Here is a 17450-nt window from a genome sequence, read left to right as displayed (position 1 = left end):
CTCGCTAGACAGCCAACGATCAAGACCGCTGACCGCTCGCTGCGAGCAATTCCTTCAAGATCGTTGCCGGGTCGGCCCGCTGTTGCTTGCGGTAGTTGCCGACATGGCGAACGAACAGTGTCGCGCGCGTCACCAGGCTCTTGCCGAGCACTGGCTTGCGATCCAACTCTTCCTTGATTCGTTGAAACTGCGCCTGGATCACCGCATCGGTATAGCGCGTGCCGGTGGCCAGGTTGTCGATATAGATCGCCACCGCGCCGTCGAGGGCGCTGCGTCCATTGGTAATGGCCGTGGCGAACAGCTGCGCGCTGGCCTCGTCCTTGCTGTCCAAGGCCTGCTGGCGACTCTTTTGCAGGTTGGCCAGGCGAATGTTGTAGTTGCTGATGGTCTCGGCCACCAACGCCGCCGACTGGATCAGGTTGCCCGCCGCTTCTTCACGTTGCTGGGCAATCAGCGAAACGTTGCGCTTGAGCTCTTCGTTGACCAGGCCCAGCTCGGCTTGCAGCTTGGGGTCGACGCTGGCGGCGATGATGCTGTCCAGGCGCTTGGTCGGGTCCTGGGCGTCGTCGATGGCGTCAGTCAATGAGGCCAGGCGCCCTTCCTTCTGCCATTGGGCAAACAATTCCTTGTAACGCGAACGCGGCGCCGACAGTGCGCCAATCGCCACGCGAAAGCCGGTGGTCTCATTGCTTTGCTCGGTGCCATCGGCAGCAAACAGCGGATACTCTCGGCGCATGCCGGTAAACAGCGTGCCCTCGCCTTCCAGGTAGTTGCCGCCCTTGACTACAAAGCCGCCATAGGTGCCCTGGCGCCGGCCGGCATGCACCAGCTGGAAGGATTCCTGGACCATTTCCGCAGCGTTGCCGATCACGTCGAACAGGCCGATGGGGTTGGGCAACTTGGTGCCGATGGGCATCAGCCGTGCTGCCTGACCAGTGCCGCCGGCCACTTGGTTGAACACCGCGTAGTCGGCCAACGGGCCATCGCTTTCGCTGCCCTCGGCGCGGCGTGGGTACAGGCGCCCTTCCAGGTCCTGGCGGCTGACCGCCTGGCCACCGCGTGCGGCGTATTCCCACTCCACTTCGGTGGGCAGGCGCACAAAGCCCAGGCCGCCGTCTTCGGCTGACGAACCGCGCCCGCTCACCGGCAACAACTCACGGTGGTATTTCATCAGCCAAGCGCTGTACACCGCCGAAAACCGCTCGGCTTCAAAGCGCGACAGTTTCACCTTGGGCAAACGCCCGGCCATGCCGGCAGGCGCGTCACAGGCCGGGGCCGGCTCGCCGCTGGCCAGGGACTGCGCCTGGGCCATCACCTGGGCATACTGGCGCGCGGTCACTTCGTACTTGCCGATGAAGTACAGCATGGGCTTGAGAGGGGTCTTGGCGTCGGTCTTCGGCATCAGCGGCGCGATGACCTTGTTCCAGTCCTTGGGCAAGTCCTTGAGGGTGAACTGGCCATTGATGAAGTCGCGGCGATAGCCGGAAATAAACGACTGCTGGTAACCGGCCTCGCCTTCGGCGAAGGGGTAGCCGAGGCTGATTTCGCGGTCATCCAGGGTGCCCTGGGCCAACACATAGGCGTAGCGGAACACCATGTTGCCGTCGCAGGGCAGCGGTAGGCTGACGTCATCCGGCAACGGCTTGGGGTTGTCGAGCTTATCGCTTGCCTCATCCGCCCAGGCCAGCGAGGCCAGGCTCAGCGCCACACAGGCGCCCAATAACTTATACATCTCTGATTCCCTCAGAAGCCTGGATACGCGCCACCCGCCAACCACCACCGGCAGCCGCCACGGCGCTGACGCCGAACACAGCAGCCAGGGCCAGACCGTAGTGACGCGCCAACAGGTGGCTGGCGTATTCGCCCGGCACCTGCACAAAAAGCTTATTCAGCGCGGCCTCGGCCAGGCCATACAGCCCACCACTGAGCACGGCGGCAAGGCCTGCGCTGTACAGCGCCTGCAGCAGTACAAACAACAAAAGCGCTCCGGTGGAAAACCCCAGCAGACGCAACACCGATAATTCCCGGCGCTTGCGCGCCACCGCCGCCAGGGTTGCGGCGAAGATCGCCGCGAACGCCCCGGCCAGGGCCAACCCGGCGATGATCCAGAACACAATCGACAGGTTGCGACTCAACGACTGCACCTGGGCGATGGTGTTCGCCTGGGTCGACACCAGCAGATTCTGCCCGGCGAAGAACACCCGCAAAGGCTCTACATCGGCGAGGCTGCGCGCATACAAGCGAAACGCCGGGTACACCCGCTGCTCGCTCACCGCCACCGCATCACCTGCCCACCCCAACGCCGCTACTGCACGACCATCGCGGTAATCTTCCGCCGCTTCCAACAAGCCCAGGCCTGCAAACAAACCGTCACGGGCGAACGCTTCGAACGGCAACACGGCCAACACCTGCAATCGCGTGTGCTGGGCTTGGACCTGCCCGGCCACCTGCCGCGCAAAACTGGTTTCCAACCAGTCGCCAGGCCTGGCCGCGAGCTTTTCAGCAGCGGTATGACTCAGCACGATCTGATCAAGGCCTTGGGGTATCGGCAAACCGGCCAACAACGGATCACCCACGGCGGTCGGCAGCATTTCCAGGGTCAGCGCGCCCACCTGGGCGGTTGCCGCAATCTGCCGTGTACGCGGCAAGGCAAACGCCACATCGCTGCGCTGCCCCAGCTGCTCGATAAACGCCGCACTGAATCGACCACCCCCCAACGGGATGATTTCACGGGTGGCGGGGTCAGTCTCCAAGCGTTCGGTCAAACTGCTGACCAGTCCAAATTTCAGGCCGAATAACACCAGCAACGGCGCGATGACCGCCACCAGCGCCAGCACCGAACAGGCCGACAGCCAGCGATCGTTGCGGTAGTCCTGCCAGGCGAGCGATGTGATCAGGCCGATGCGCATCAGCACACCTCCCCGAGGGTCGCAGTGACGCCGCCGTCAGCATCGCGACGGCAACTGATACGCCGCACCTGCAAGCCACTGGCACGGGCCAGAGGCTCGTCATGGGTGGCGATCACACAGGCAGTGCGGTGCTCGCGGGCCTGGGCCAGCAAAGCCTGCATCACACGCTCGGCGTTGAGCGGGTCGAGGGACGCAGTCGGTTCATCCGCCAGCACCAGTTGCGGCCCATGGGCCAAGGCCCGGGCACAGCTCACACGCTGGCGCTGGCCTACCGACAAGGCCGCCGGCTGCTTGGCCAGTTGGTCGCTGATCTGCAACTGCTCGGCCAGGCGCGCCACGCTGCCGTCGTCTTTCAAGCCCAGCAATTGCCGGGACAAGGCGATATTGCCGCGCACATCGAGAAACCCCAACAAACCACCGGTTTGCGGTACATAGCCCAGGTGCTGGCTGCGCAATGCAGCCAGGTCGGATTGCCGGTCGGCACGCCACAGCGCGCCGATGTCCTGCTGATTGAAGTCAAACTGCTCGGCCTGATCCGGCGCCAAGACCAGCGCCAGCAGGTCCAGCAAGGTACTTTTGCCGCAACCGCTGGGCCCGACAATCGCCAGTTGTTCACCTGCACCAAGACGCAGCGCCGCAATCACCAGGCTATAGCGCTGGCTACCGACACCCCGGCTCTTGTGCACCGCGTTCAGGTTCAGCATTACGGCAGCGTCGACAGTGGCACGCGGTACAACGCATCGCCCGGTTCGGCATCGCCGAAACGGACCCAGTTGGCCACGTCGTTATGGAAGGTTTCATACAGGCGGATCTTCGAATCCAGCTCGTCGATAAAGTCTTCCTGCTCGGCCACGCTCAACGACAACCACAAATCCTGGGTCATGTTCAGCGACTTGCTGCGATACGGCAGGCCCTCCAGATATTCGCCGAGCAAGCCGCCGTCGGACAGGTTGCCGCCCTTGCGCAGGGCTTGCGGGTCGCGGCTCATATAGGCCGAGGCGCTGGCGATTTCCTGGAAGAAATCCTTGGGTGAGCTTTGGGTCTTGCGCGCCGCATCCACGACCAACTTCAGCGACTGCTGCAAGTCGTTGAGTTGCAGCTTGGTCAGCATCACGCACACCTGGAATGCCGGCAGCGCCGGGTTGGTGAGATCGCGGTCGGCGGTCCAGGCGCTGACCAGTTGCGGCGCCTGGCTGGCGGTTTTGCGCCCGAGGAAGTCCATATGCATGGCATAGCCGACTGCGGCGGACTTGTCCGCCAGGCTTGGCGCCGAACCGAGCAGCGGCACCGGTTGTGGCGTGTTACTGCGCACCTGATGCACCAGGTTGGCGAATACCGTGCCGATCTCATCCACACGCTCACCCAGTTTGCGCACATCACCACCCGGCACCGGCGTATAGAGGTCGCCGATCTGCGGGTTGGCGTCGGCGGTAAGGATGCGGTATTGGCTCTCGGCGCCAGCATGGGTTTTCTTGCCGGCGTCGGTGCGCAGGTGCAGCGCATAGATCTTGATCTGCTTGCCCAGCGCCGCCTGGCGAACCTCGGCTTCATTCATCTGGGTGGCGGCGAACGGGTCGTTCTTGCGCAACGCGCCTGCGTCGGTGACCAGCAGGATGATGCGACCTCCGTAGCCCGACCAATCCATGCCGTCCACCGCCTGCATCACCCCGGCAAACGCATCTTCGTTGAAGGAATGGCTGGACACCGTAGAAGCCTTGACCTGGCGCGCCATGTCGAGGAAGCGTTGCGGGTCGCGGCCTTGGTCGAGGCTGATCAGGGTCTTGGCGACATATTCCAGGCCCGGGGTTTTCTTGATGCTGCTGCGGAAACCCACCAGGCCGAAGCTCACACTGTCCAGCTCGCCACGTTCGGCAATGCGGGTTTGCAGTTCGTGAACCACATCGCGCACCTGATCGATATACGGCTGCATCGACACGGTGGTGTCCACCACCAGCACCACGGCGGTGCGGAAGGCGTCGGCGTTGGCGCTGATCACCGGCGTAGCTTGCTTGGCCTGCGCGCTGCTGCCCGGGTCGATGGAGGCGATATTGAGCAACTGCACCGGCTGGCCGTTCTCGTCGAAGCTCTCTTTGGAATCGAAGATTGGCAGCAGGTAGAACTGGTCCTGCGGCACCGCGCTGGCGGTGGGTTCCAGGGCCAGGACTTGCTGGTTGTCTTCACGGTTGTTCTGCGCCTTGGCCAACACGCTTTTCGCGGCGGCGGGATCGGCCAGCAGTTTTTCCACTTCGGCCGATTGGCGCAGGAACATCACTGGCGCGCGGCCCGAGCGTTCGGTGAACTTGAGCACCAGGCTTTGTTTCCAGTCGCTGACCTGGGAGGCCGGCAACCAACCGTCGCTGCGACCATCGGTGGCAGCGCCGACGCGTACCCAAGGGCTGCCATCGACATCCTTGCGTTGGTACACATAGAGCACGGAGAACGCCGGCAAGGCTTTACCGGGCGCACTGCCCGCATCGGTGGACAGCTTGGCGCCGGGCTTGCTCAGCACGCGCTGGAATAGAGTTTTCTTGCCCGCCATCAGCAAGGGTCGCTGGCCGCCGTCCACTTCAGCGGCGGCCACGGGTGGTGTCACCTTCGGCACGACGGCAGCCGGCGGCTGGGCCGGTTCATCGCTGCCACTCAACCACCAGTAGCTGGCTCCCCCAATGGCCAAGGCAACCGCCACCGCAACAGCAGCCAGTGCCAACACCGGTCCACGGCGCTGCTCGGACGGCGCGTTGTGCTGCGTCGGCGTCACCACCGGCTGGCGCACTATCGGCTGCGGCTGTGGTTTATCGGTCGGGATATCGATGGTGACGGGCGTCATGCCCGCCAGGTCGAAACTCAATGGAATCGGCAGCGGCCGCACCAAGGTGGCTTCTGCCGAGTCCGCCGGCAGTTGCTCCAGTGCCTCCAGCAACGCCGCCGCATTCGGGAAGCGCTCCGCCGGGTCCTTGGCCAGCAACTTGCGCAGCACGCCCTGATAACGCCCGTGGTGCACCGGCAGCTCCGGCAACGGCTCGGTCAGGTGCGCCAGTGCGGTAGAGAGCGCATCAGTGCCGCTGTAGGGCAGCTTGCCGACGAGGATTTCGTACAACACCACGCCGAGCGCGTAGAGGTCGGCACGACCATCGATCTCCTGGCCTCGCGCCTGCTCCGGGCTCATGTAGCTTGGCGTGCCCACGGCAAACCCGGCCTGGGTGAATTGGGTGCGGTCGTCCAGTGACTTGGCGATGCCAAAGTCCGAGAGCACTGCGGTGCCGTCAGCACGGAACAGGATGTTCGCCGGCTTGACGTCGCGGTGCACCAGGCCTTGGGCATGGGCATAACCCAGCGCCGAGGCAATCTGGCGGATCAGCGTCACGCCCTGCTCCGGCGTCAGGCCGGCGGCAATGCGCTCCTTGAGCGTGCCGTTGGGCAGGTATTCCATGGCCATGTAATACAGTTCACCGACGTTGCCGATGTCATGGATGGTCACCGTGTGCGGATGCGACAAGCGCGCCAGGGTTTTGCCCTCGCGCAGGAAGCGTTCGCAGAACGTCGGGTCGGCCGCCAGCGCTGCCGCCATCACCTTCAACGCCACCTTGCGCTCCAGCGAACGCTGGGTTGCCAGGTACACGCTGGCCATGGCGCCTTCGCCGATCTCGCCTTCGATGTCATAACCCGGGATGACGATGTTCATGACGAGACCTTCACGACAATGGCGGTGATGTTGTCCGGTGCGCCGCGATTGAGCCCCAGGTGCACCAGGCTGCGCACGATTTCATCCGGCGCGTCATGGCTGAGCACCTCGCGGATTTCATGGTCTTCGACGGTCTTGTTCAGTCCATCGCTGCACAACAGGTAGCTGTCGCCGGGGGCGATCAACAGGTCCACCGAGGCGACATCCAACTGGGCTTCCACGCCAACAGCGCGGGTGACGATATTGGCGCGTGGATGTGTGCGGGCGTCGGCTTCACTGAGCAAGCCGCTGTCTTGCAAATCCTGGACGTAGCTGTGGTCACGGGAAATGCTTTCCAACACACCGTCGCGCAAGCGATACAAACGACTGTCGCCGGCCCACAGGCACACCCCGCGCAAGCCGCGTGCAGCGAACACCACCACGGTGCTGCCCATCATGGTCACGCCACGGTTGGCGGTTTCTTCGCGCACAGTGGTGTTGATGCGCAGCAGATCATTGCGCAGCGCGGCCGAGTATTCATCGAGGGAACGGCCCAGCGGGACACTGCGCAGGCTGTCGACGATCAGGCTGCTGACATAGTCCCCAGCCGCATGCCCGCCCATGCCATCGGCCACTACCCACAGGCGATTTTCCGGCAGGTCCAGGCAGGCATCTTCGTTGACTTGGCGAACCATGCCCACATGGCTTTTGCTCGCGGATTTGTACGTTGCCCCCATCTACACCACACCTTCTTGTCCGAGCAAAAACTGCGCAAAATCGTCGGCAGCAGGCAAACCCTGGCACCGTAATAAACCTGGGGAAATACGCTGCGAACCCCGGCCCCACCACAGGCTCGCGCCCTCGCACGCTTGTTCGGCCAGTGCGGTCATGCGCTGATGGGGCTCGCTGGCTGCCACCCGTTGCAGGCCGGCGAAACGGCTGTCCACTGCACGCGGCTCAGTCGCCGGCACGCCCAGGGTGTCGAGGCCAGCGTTGAAGCTTTCGAAGGTGGCGCCGCTGTCCAAGGTGGCGAGCAATAGCGCTTCGGCCTGCTCGAACCAAGTGTCCGGGCCGCCCACCAGAGAGGCGGGGTTGGTGTCGTGATCCAGCAAGCTGACCACCGTCAACGGAAAATACCGCCCGACCCGGTCAATGCTCGGCATCACCACCCCCGCCGCCGCATCCGGCCCGCACACGCCCGGTGCCAAGACAAAACGCCACAACGGGCTGACCAGGTATACCTTGAGCCAGTCGCCACCCAGGCTCTTCTGGCTGGCGAGCAAACCCGCCGCCAGCCAGCTGTCCCAAGGGCCGATAAAACTCTGGGGCAAGGCGCGGCTGACAAAGTCCCCGCGGCTGGCCACCTTGCCGTAGAAACCCAGGCTGGTCATAGCCGCTCCGGCAGGCTGAAGCCGCTGAGTACCCGGCTCTTGAACGGGTTGAAGGCACTGTTGGCGCGCAATTCGTAGACGATGCTGGCGCCGTCGACGCGCAAGCGCAGGTTGAAGCGATCCGGCGAGTTGCCGGCGGTAAGGTCCGATTGCTCCAGCAGGCGGAACCAGGCCCATGGGCCGTCCAGGGTGATGCCGGAGCGACCACTGGCCGACGGTGGCATGATGGAGATGCGCACTACGCCAATACTGCCGGGGTTAGGCCATTGCATCGCCACCGGGCGGCTAGGGCCGTGGTCGTAGCTCAATTGCTGGCCGTCCAGATCGAGCAGGAACTGTGTGATGGTCGGGTCCATCGACACCGGTTTGAGCTCGAAACGCACGATCGGCTGGGTGCCCCCGGATCTGAAAAACGCATCACGGATAGTCGCCGCACGCTGGAAGGTTTGCAGCACGCCCGGGGCAATCCCCAGCTTCTGCGCCGCGCCGGGCTGCCAGCGCCAGGTCTGTGCCGATGTATCCACATAGGGCTGCAGGTATTTGCGGAAGTAGTTATCCATCACTCCGCCCACGCCGAAGAACTGGCCGAAGTCATCCAGGGTGGCGTCCCGCGCACTGCCCGGCGACATCGGATAGCGACCGGCCAACGACTGGCGATACACGTTGACCACCTCGCTGACCCAGGCCGCGTTCAACTGGTTGCGCACCCCGCCCATCATGCTGTTGGTGGTGGAATTGACCACCGACTTGACCATGCCCTGCACCAGCGGCGGCTGGCGCTCGGCATTCAGGCTGACCCGCGTGGCCGCAGCCGCTGCCTGGTTCTTGGCCTCACCGAGCAGCGCATCGCCGCTGGCGCCGACCATGGCGCTGACTTGCACATACAGCGCATTCATGTCCGAGAGCAGGCCGTCGATGGCCGCCGGCTCACCTTCGTTTTTACTGACGATGCTGTTGAGTTCGGCAAAGTGCGCGGTCACTGGATCATCCGCAGTCATCGGGGCATTGGCGGTGGGTTGTTCCTGACCAAGCAAGCTGCCGAGGCGCTCCTTGAGTTTGTCGACGCCGCCTTCCACCGGCACACCTTTGGCGGCCAATTGGCGTTCTTCGGCTTGCAGGTCGGTTTCCTTGGCCACCGCCACCAACAGCTTTTTCAACGGCGAAGTCGGGCCGGAAATCACCCGTAGCACGTCGGCAGCCTGGGCCACGCTGGTGATCGGCACGAAGTCGATGTCGGCGAGCAGCGCATCCCACTGGCGCTGGTAATCCTGGAAATACAGGCGGCGCACATCGGCGGCCAGGCTCACCACGTTCTGCTGATCGGCCTGTTCTTGGCCCAACACCCACTGTTCCTCGGCCAGGGTGCCGGTTTGGTTCAGGCTGCTCAGCAGGAATGCCTGGCGATAGCCCTTGGCGGTGAAGAAACCACTCAAAGGCTCGCCCAAGGGCTTGCCGCTTTTGCGGCTGAACACCAACGCCGCGTCACGCCCGGCAGCTTCGTTGAGGCGAAAGTCAGGGATGCCTTCGGGCAGCTTCTGGCGCTTGACCCGGTCATACACGCGCTGGGCCACCGGCAGTTGCTGCAACTGGCGACGCAGGTCATCGATCAGGCGTGGGTCAAGGCGGGCGCTCGGCGGGTGCCGCTCGAACAGTGCCTGCAAGTGCCCGGCCAGTGCCTGGCGTTGGTCGGCCGGCAGGTCGCGGGGCAGGTTGCGGTCCCAGTCCAGGGCAATCCAGGCCTTGATAAAGTCCGCGTCATAGTGCTCGGTGTCGGCGAGCATCAGGTAAGCCTTGAGGCCCTCATAGAGGAAGTCAGAGTTACCGCCGCCGTGCAGTTGCTCTTCGATACGCGTCACCAGACGCGGCGCGAAGACGGCGATCAACAGCTTGCGATAGACGCTGGCGGACTCGGCTTCGAGCATATCGCCTTGATACAGCCCAAGCCCTTCGGACCAGCTTGGCGAGTCCCCCGCCAGGTTCTTGACCGCATTGAGCAACGGCAGCACGGCAAGCACTTCCCGTTGTGCCGGGCTCAGGTTCTGCACAGTCTGGCCCAGGGGCGCGACCTTCTGGTCGACCTGGGCGATATACGCTTGGTTGGCGCGATAACTCACCCACCACAAACTGCTGACCACCACGACCAAAGCGACGGTGGCGGCCAGTACGCCACGGGCGATCCACTTGCGGCGCCGTTCGACTTTCGGGTTCACCCCCACCAAGCCACGCTCGGCGAAAGCCACTGCGGTGAAGAGTTTTTCGATGAAGTAACTGCGCCCGGTGCCGCTCTGGCGCGCCAGGTGCTGGCGGTCCAGGTTCATGCTCTGGGCCATGGCGCCGATCAAGCGGTCAATCGGGCTGCCTTCCTGGGTGCCGCTGGTGAAATACACGCCGCGCAGCAACACGCGCTCTTCAAAGGCGTTGGGTTTGAAAACGCCTTCGAGGAAGCTTTGCAGGCAGTCCTTCAACGCGCCGAACTGCTGCGGGAAACCGTAGATCAGATCGCGCCGCGCCGGGTCGCGTTCCTGTTGCAGGCGCTCGACCAAGCGTTCATTGAGGCGCTGTTCCAGCCCGGCGAATTCGCTTTGCAGGTGCGCCAACGGACTGTCGCTGTGCTTGCCGTCATCAAGGGCAAAGGTCATGCCCCATACCTGGGCGCGCTCTTCCTTGCTCAGGTTATCGAAGAACTCCATGAAGCCCGGCACCAGGTCGAGCTTGGTGAGCATCAGGTAGATCGGGAAACGCACGCCCAGTTGGCTGTACAGCTCCTGGATGCGCAGGCGTATCGCGGCGGCATGGGCAGCGCGCTCGGCGTCTGTACCCAATAGCAGATCCGACAGGCTGATGGCGATAAACGCACCGTCAATGGGCCGGCGCGAGCGCTGCTTTTTCAGCAGGTCGAGAAAGCCCAGCCACGCGGCTTTGTCCACCGTGGAGTTGCTGTCTTGGGTGGTGTAGCGACCGGCAGTGTCGAGCAATACCGCTTGATCGGTGAACCACCAGTCACAGTTGCGCGTCCCGCCGACACCGCGCACCGCACCGGCACCCAATTGTGCCGCCAGCGGGAAATGCAACCCGGAATTGACCAGCGCGGTGGTCTTGCCCGAACCCGGCGGGCCGATGATCACGTACCACGGCAGCTCGTAGAGGTTGCGACGTTCGTCGCCGCCGAGCTTGGCTTTTTTCAGCAGCGTCAGGGCTTCGTCCATACGCTGGCGCAGGGTCGACAATTCTTCGGCAGTGGCGACGCTGTTAGGGTCGGCCGGGGTTTCGGCGGCCAGGCTGCGCATCACTTCGGCGGCCTGGCGGCGGGCCTGGATGATGCGGAACACGCGGTAGGCGATCCACAGCGCAAACACCAGGATGATCAGCGCCCAACGTCGCCCCTCGGGCATCAGCACATCGAGCAACGGCCCGACAAACCAGATGATCAGGCTCAGGGCAATCAGGCCCAGCACGGGGATCACCCAGCGAATCATGAAACTGAAAAACGCCTTCACTCGACGCCCTCCGCCAATACGGTGATTTCAACCCGACGATTGCGGGCACGGCCTTCGGCAGTACTGTTGGTCGCCAACGGCTCGGTGTCGCTGCGGCCTTCGGCGCTGAAGCGATCACCCTGGCCGGTCTTGGCCGCGAGGATCTCCAGCACCGACTTGGCCCGGGCTTCGGACAGCGCCCAGTTCGACGGAAAGCGCAGCGTGGCAATCGGGCGGTTGTCGCTGTGGCCGGTGACGCGTACCTGACCCTTGACCTTGCGAATGGCGTCAGCGATACGCAGCATCAGCGGCTGGTAGTCATCGACGATGCTGGAGCTGGCGGACGCGAACAGTTCATCGCCACGGATGGTCACCACCGAGCGGTCCACCTTGTCTTCCACAGCCACGCGACCGGCCTTGATGTCTTCGGCCAGGAAGCCGGCCAGGCGTGGCCGCTCAATGACTTTTGGCTGCGCCACCGGACGGTCGATGGCCTGCACCGGAATCTCACCCAGGGCATGGATGTTCTTGAATACCGGCTCGGCATCCGAGGCCAGCTTCATGCGCAGGCCGAACAGCAACGCCAGCAATAACGCCAGGCCAATCGCCACAGCAATCCACGGCGGCAGGAATTGCGCCAGGCGATCACGGGCCACGGTCACGCCGCGCCAGTGCGGCGACAGCTCACGCTCGTGTTCGCCACGGGCACTGCGAATCGCTGCGGCGGTGCGCTCGCGCAAGGCCTCCAATTGGCTGCGCCCATCGGTCATCACGCGGTAGCGGCCTTCGAAACCCAGGCACATGCACAGGTACAGCAGCTCCAGCAGGTACAGGCGTTCCCGTGGGCTTTGCAGGCAGTGGTCGAGCAACTGGAAGACCTTTTCACCGCCCCAGGCTTCGTTGTGCACAGTGATCAGCAGGCTTTGTTTACCCCAGTCACTGGTGCTGCCCCACGGCGTACTCAGTACCGCCTCGTCCAATGCAGTGCACAGCGCGTAACGGGCCAGCAGCACTTCATTGCGCGCTACGCCGGCGGCCTCGGCGCGCTCTTCGAACTGGCGCAGGTAGGCCAGCAACTGCGCACGCAGGCTGGCTGGCGCCGGGTGGGCGATGGTGTTGCGCAGCCGCGTCAGCAGTGCCAACAGCGGGCCGGCGGCGCTTTCCAGTGGGTTCAGGCCGTGGCTCTTGCCAGTGAGGATCGGCGCGGCCGGCATCGACAAAGGTGCCGGCTCTGCACGTGCAGGTTCTGGCGCACGGCCCCCGGGGCGCGGCATGAACTGGGTGCGGTCATCATCATTGGGATGCATCGCGGATTATCCTCGGATCGCCCAGAAGGCCAGGTTCAAGCCCGGGAACTGCCCGGCGATATGGAAGGCAAAACCGCCGGAATTGCTCAACTGCTGCCAGTGCTCGCTGCCCCGGTCCAGTTCGTAATAGGTGCTACCGGCGTGGTACGGCAGTTGGCGCGGCGCCACCGGCAACGGCAGCAGGCCAATGCCCGGCAGTTGCAGGTTGACCATGTCGCGGATGTGCTCCACCGAACCGACTTTGCTTTGCTGGCCGAAGCGCGCACGCAGGGTTTCGCCAGGCACATCGGCACGCACCACGAGGATGAAACTGGCGTTGTCGAGCAAGGTCTTGTCGGCCAACATGGCCACGTGGATGCCGTAGGCTTTCTCGACAATCGGGATTGGCGTGGCCTTGCTGTCGATCAGCATCGACAGCGCCTCACGCAAGGCGGCCATGACCGGCGTGAAGCTCAAGGCCAGGTCGTCATGCTGGTATTGCGGGTATTCCTGGGGGCGCCGGCCCGAGGTTGAAAAGGTGGAAAACTCACCGGCCAGGCTCACCAATTCACTGAAGAAGCGTTCCGGGTGCAGCGGGCTCAACTGGTTGAAATGCTGGATCAGCGGCTGCGCGCGATTGACCAGTTGCAACAGCATGAAGTCGGCAATCTCCGAGGCGCCGCCAGCGCCGGAGGCCACAACGCGGCCGGCCAAAGCTTCGCCACGCTGGTGCAACAGGCCGAGCAGTTCGCTGCGAAAGGCGGTCAACGGTTTGCTTGCGGCCACATCCAGCACCGGCGGGATATAGGTGTCATCCAGCACCAACGCGCGGTCGGCGCGTTTTTCCTTGATGCGTACCAGGCCGATGGCGGCGTAGTCGCTGATACCGTCCTGCGCCGTCAGCAGGCGTAACGCTCGCGAACCCACGGCCACTGGCGCGCGGTTTTCGAAAGGCGCGTTGTCGTCGCGCACTTCGCGCACCTGGCTCACATAACGTGCGGCTTCCAGGGCTTCGCCCTCATCGACGGTGTCGCGGGCACCCGCACGCTTGAGCGGCAGGGCCAGGTACACCAGGCCGTCGCGCAGATTGTCGTCGATATTCAACGGGCTCGGCGCCAGGTCATCCTGGGGGATATTGAACGGCGTGCCGTCCGGCAACAGGCCACGGGCCGACACAATCGCCAGCTTGCCCTGGGCCAGCAGACCCTGGTCGATCAGCAATTCGGAAAAGCCCCAGGCGCCTGCCGACAACGGGCGGCTGCGGGCGTCGATCAGGTTTTCCAGGTAACGGTCATGCTGCTGGAAGTGCTGCGTTCCGATGAACATGCCTTCCGACCAGACCACGCGATTGTTCCAGGACATGGGGGCTCCGATTGCTTGTTATTGGGCAGGGCTGGATGGGGGAGCCACGACATCGGCGCGCACGGCACGCACATCGAGGCTGATCTGGTATTCACTGGATTGGCGCGGCGGCACGTTGATGACGGTGCGCCATTGCGCACGGTCCAACTCGCGATAGCCCACCAGCACGCCGATCTGGCGCGTGGCCGGGTCAAGGTCGCGCTGGATGCTCAGTTGCTGGCCGGGTTGCACCATCACTTCATCCTGGTCCAGCAGGTCGAGGCCGAGGGTCGATTGCGCACGGTCCGCCAGGGCGAAGTAATCGGAGCGGGAAAAGGTCGCGGCGTTTTTCAATTCGAAAATGCGCACCCGCACCGGCGCGGCTTGGCCATTTGCACCGGGGTTAAGCCCGGCAATGGCGTGAAAGTGCAGCTCGACGGCGGTGGTGTTGGCTTGCGCGTCGGCAACCGCTTCGGGTTTGACCGCGTCGTTGGCACACGCCGTCAGCAGCAGCGCGGTTGCAGCTGCGAGTAAAAACCTGGGAATCATCCTGCGTCCTCAATGACGTACTTAGCTATCCGTTTTATCCATTCGTACAACGCGCTTTTAGCGTCGCTGTCGTGCGCTGTGTTCTTCGTAGGCCCGGCTGAATTCGCGGCCGAACAGGTCTTGGAAATCCTCCTGGGCCTCGCGGGAAATATTGCTGTAGAGCTCGGTGAATTGCTGCCAGTACTGGGCCTGGCGCGAGCCGTTGAAAATACTCGAAAGGCCACCGGGCTTGCCCATGCGCTCTTCCAGCTGCGCCGGTTCAAAGCGCATGAGCAGGTGCTTTATCGCTGCTTCCACCCCAGCCATCACCGCCAATTGGTGGGCGCGCAAGTCGTCGAAGCTGTCACGCACCGCAACATCCGGCGCCATAAACGCCTGGTTGCCGTGACGAAGCAACAGCAGTAAGGCTTCGTCGGCATTCGGGGCGAATTTCAACGGGTTGTTTTCGGCGGGACGGATCATCGTCTGCTGCATGCGGAACTCGCCCTTGAGGCTGGCCCGGGCGCGCAATACGTCAATCAGGCCCTCGACCATCAGCCGGTAGCTGCGGCCGATGCTTTCCATCTGGGCGCAGGCGTCGGCTTTATCCAGGCGTAGCTGGTCGAGGCCGGCGCCGCGCAGGAAGGCTTGCAACAGGTCGGGTTGTGGCTCGGCGCCGGCCACGGGGAGCGCAACAGGCTCGACCACAGGTGGCGGCGGGGCAATAGGGGCAGCAGGCGGCGCAGTATTGACGACCGGCGCGGGTGCGTCGCCAAACAGGTCCCAGTCTTCGGGAATGACCGAGCCTTGCACCTGCGGTTTCTCAGGTATGGGCGCAGGCACAGCGACCGGTGCCGGCGGGCGGAAATCGTGCTGCTCGGACGGCACATGGTCGGCCACGGTGGGCGGCGGCACGGCGGTGGGGCTGAGGAAATCGAACAGGTCGGGCAAGGTTTCCATCGACGAGGCGCCGTGGAACTGCGGTGCGATCATCGGCGTTGGCGCAGGCGGGTTCGTCACGGCGCCCATCAGCGCTTCAAAGCTGTTCGGCGGATCACCGGCAAACGGCTGGCTGCCGACGGCCTGCACGTTGAAGTCGATACGCGCCTGGATTTCATAATCGCCAATGCGGATCAGTTCGCCATCTTGCAGCGGCTCGCTATTACCCCTGCGCAAACGAATACCGGCGTTAACCAGTTCCACACCGTTGGTACTGTTATCAGTTAAGTAATAACGTCCATCTTTGTATTGAATAACGCAATGTTGGGAGGAGACGAGACGTTCAGGGTCAGGCAATACCCAGTCATTCTCTGAACTGCGGCCGATAGCCATCACGCCCTGGTCCATGGACTTCTCGGGGCACTGCCCAGGGGTGATCTTGTGATAACTAGTGATAGTCAAACACAGCGCCATCTTGCCTCCTTGCTGATACATCGCGCGCGGTCTATCCAAAGGGACACGCTTCCCTGAAGACTTGCCCACGGTCGCGCAAAAAACGACCGCCAAAATCTGCCGTTACCAGCATGATCGCTGATATTAACTGGCTTGCATGACAAAAATCCTCTACGGACACGCCTTTCGACCCGTCAGTCGCGCAGGTTGTTAAACACCGCACATCTGTCACAGAGGGCGAATAGCTTACCTTGACAAGGCATAAGTACTACACCAAAAATGCACAACTTCTTGAACATCAGTGATAGCCCAATAGTGGCACTCTGATGTTATGACCAGGAAAACATGCAAAGTTCATCGCGTAACTCGAGCATGCGTTGCCCGCCGTTCAGCGGGCCGATAAGGAGATCGAATTCAGTGGATGTGCCGTTGCTGCTCACCGCCGTTTCTGCGACTTCGCCTTGTGGCGAAGACATGGAGTATGACGCGCAATTCTTGCAACTGGAGCGTGATGCCAAGGGCCAGCCCGAGCGCAGCATGGGCGACTCGATCCTGCCCGCTGAACCGCCGGAATGGCGCAGCATCCAGCAGCAAAGCCTCGACTTGTTGCAGCGCAGCAAAGACCTGCGCATCACCCACTTCCTGCTGCAAAGCTCCCTCGCCCTCCAGGGTGTGGCCGGGCTGGCCGAAGTCCTTACGCTGATCAACGCCCTGCTGCGCGAATACTGGGCCGACCTGCATCCGCGCCTGGATGCCGACGACGATAACGACCCCACCGTGCGCATCAATGCCCTGTCCGGCTTGACCAGCGACACGACGATTCGCCTGCTGCGCGAGAGTATTCTCACGCGCTCGCGCACCTTCGGCCCCGTGAGTTTGCGCGCCGCGCTTAACGCCAGCGGCCTGCTGAGCTTCCCCGATGAGCAACTGGGCAGCCAGCAGCTCAATGCCGCGTTCCTCGACAGCGACCCCGAACTCCTGCAAGCCACTCGCGACGCCTTGAGCGCAGCACGTACGGCCTGCGAAGCCATCGAACAGCAGGTCAATGACCAGGTCGGCTCCGCCCAGGGCGTGGATCTCAGCGCCTTGAAGCAACCGCTCAAGCAGGCCCTGCAAATTCTCAATCAAGCGGTGCCCGGCACCGACAGCGGCAGCGATCCCGAGGCCGTCAGTGACGACAACGCCCCCTCGGTCGATTACGCCACTGCGCACGCAGCCCCGCGCCCGACGGGCGACATCGCCACGCGGGATGACGTGCTGCGCAGCCTCGACAAAATCCTTGCGTATTACACCCGGCACGAGCCTTCGAGCCCGCTGCCGGTGTTGTTGAACCGAGCGAAGAATCTGGTACACGCCGACTTCGCGGCCATCGTGCGCAATCTGATTCCCGACGGCATGTCCCAATTTGAAAACCTGCGCGGCCCGGACAGCGAGTAAGCCGCCGGACCGTGCAGTAACAACACCGT

The 17450-nt window shown here is 63.4% G+C and carries 12 protein-coding genes; 1 reads left to right on the top strand and 11 read right to left on the bottom strand.

From position 1 onward, the window contains the following. Window positions 1-19: 19 nt before the first annotated feature. Genes QZR30_RS04820 through tagH form a run of 11 tightly spaced genes read right to left on the bottom strand, consistent with a single transcriptional unit; the run spans window position 20 to window position 16005 of the window. Window positions 20-1732, bottom strand: coding sequence for a formylglycine-generating enzyme family protein (locus QZR30_RS04820; protein ID WP_046070105.1), 1713 nt, complete (start codon window positions 1730-1732; stop codon window positions 20-22). Further along, a complete protein-coding gene (locus QZR30_RS04815) occupies window positions 1725-2909 on the bottom strand; it encodes an FtsX-like permease family protein (RefSeq protein ID WP_056847476.1) in 1185 nt (394 codons plus the stop codon). Before QZR30_RS04815 ends, QZR30_RS04820 begins: the two co-directional genes overlap by 8 nt. Further along, window positions 2909-3613 (bottom strand): ABC transporter ATP-binding protein, encoded by a 705-nt coding sequence (locus QZR30_RS04810; protein WP_046070107.1) that lies wholly within the window; start codon window positions 3611-3613, stop codon window positions 2909-2911. Before QZR30_RS04810 ends, QZR30_RS04815 begins: the two co-directional genes overlap by 1 nt. After that, a complete protein-coding gene (locus QZR30_RS04805) occupies window positions 3613-6591 on the bottom strand; it encodes a serine/threonine-protein kinase (RefSeq protein WP_056847477.1) in 2979 nt (992 codons plus the stop codon). Before QZR30_RS04805 ends, QZR30_RS04810 begins: the two co-directional genes overlap by 1 nt. Continuing rightward, window positions 6588-7307: a PP2C family protein-serine/threonine phosphatase gene (locus tag QZR30_RS04800; protein WP_046070109.1), complete on the bottom strand. Its 720-nt coding sequence runs from the start codon at window positions 7305-7307 to the stop codon at window positions 6588-6590. Before QZR30_RS04800 ends, QZR30_RS04805 begins: the two co-directional genes overlap by 4 nt. Next, on the bottom strand, window positions 7308-7961 hold the full coding sequence (tagF, locus tag QZR30_RS04795) for a type VI secretion system-associated protein TagF (protein ID WP_059396708.1): 654 nt from the start codon (window positions 7959-7961) through the stop codon (window positions 7308-7310). After that, the gene (gene tssM / locus QZR30_RS04790; protein WP_311902991.1) at window positions 7958-11458 is read right to left on the bottom strand and encodes a type VI secretion system membrane subunit TssM; all 3501 of its coding nucleotides are present in this window, start codon (window positions 11456-11458) and stop codon (window positions 7958-7960) included. Before tssM ends, tagF begins: the two co-directional genes overlap by 4 nt. Then, window positions 11455-12744 (bottom strand): DotU family type VI secretion system protein, encoded by a 1290-nt coding sequence (locus QZR30_RS04785; RefSeq protein WP_046070112.1) that lies wholly within the window; start codon window positions 12742-12744, stop codon window positions 11455-11457. The genes tssM and QZR30_RS04785 overlap by 4 nt, the downstream gene beginning before the upstream one ends. A 6-nt stretch (window positions 12745-12750) precedes the next feature. Further along, window positions 12751-14085 carry a type VI secretion system baseplate subunit TssK gene (tssK, locus tag QZR30_RS04780; protein ID WP_046070113.1) on the bottom strand — a complete coding sequence of 445 codons (1335 nt, stop codon included), beginning with the start codon at window positions 14083-14085 and terminating at the stop codon, window positions 12751-12753. Between the two features lie 18 nt (window positions 14086-14103). Continuing rightward, window positions 14104-14613 (bottom strand): type VI secretion system lipoprotein TssJ, encoded by a 510-nt coding sequence (gene tssJ / locus QZR30_RS04775; protein WP_046070114.1) that lies wholly within the window; start codon window positions 14611-14613, stop codon window positions 14104-14106. A gap of 57 nt (window positions 14614-14670) precedes the next feature. After that, entirely contained in the window at window positions 14671-16005 is a 1335-nt protein-coding gene (tagH, locus tag QZR30_RS04770) for a type VI secretion system-associated FHA domain protein TagH (protein ID WP_311902990.1), read from the bottom strand. Window positions 16006-16401: 396 nt separating this feature from the next. Between tagH and tssA the strand changes: the two genes are divergently transcribed. Continuing rightward, the gene (gene tssA, locus QZR30_RS04765) at window positions 16402-17421 is read left to right on the top strand and encodes a type VI secretion system protein TssA (RefSeq protein ID WP_311902989.1); all 1020 of its coding nucleotides are present in this window, start codon (window positions 16402-16404) and stop codon (window positions 17419-17421) included. The last annotated feature ends 29 nt before the right edge of the window (window positions 17422-17450 follow it).

The organism is Pseudomonas sp. rhizo25, assembly GCF_031931935.1.
In the GTDB taxonomy this organism is placed as follows: domain Bacteria; phylum Pseudomonadota; class Gammaproteobacteria; order Pseudomonadales; family Pseudomonadaceae; genus Aquipseudomonas; species Aquipseudomonas synxantha.
Note: the sequence above shows the minus strand (reverse complement) of the source record. Positions and strands in the feature narration are given on the sequence as shown.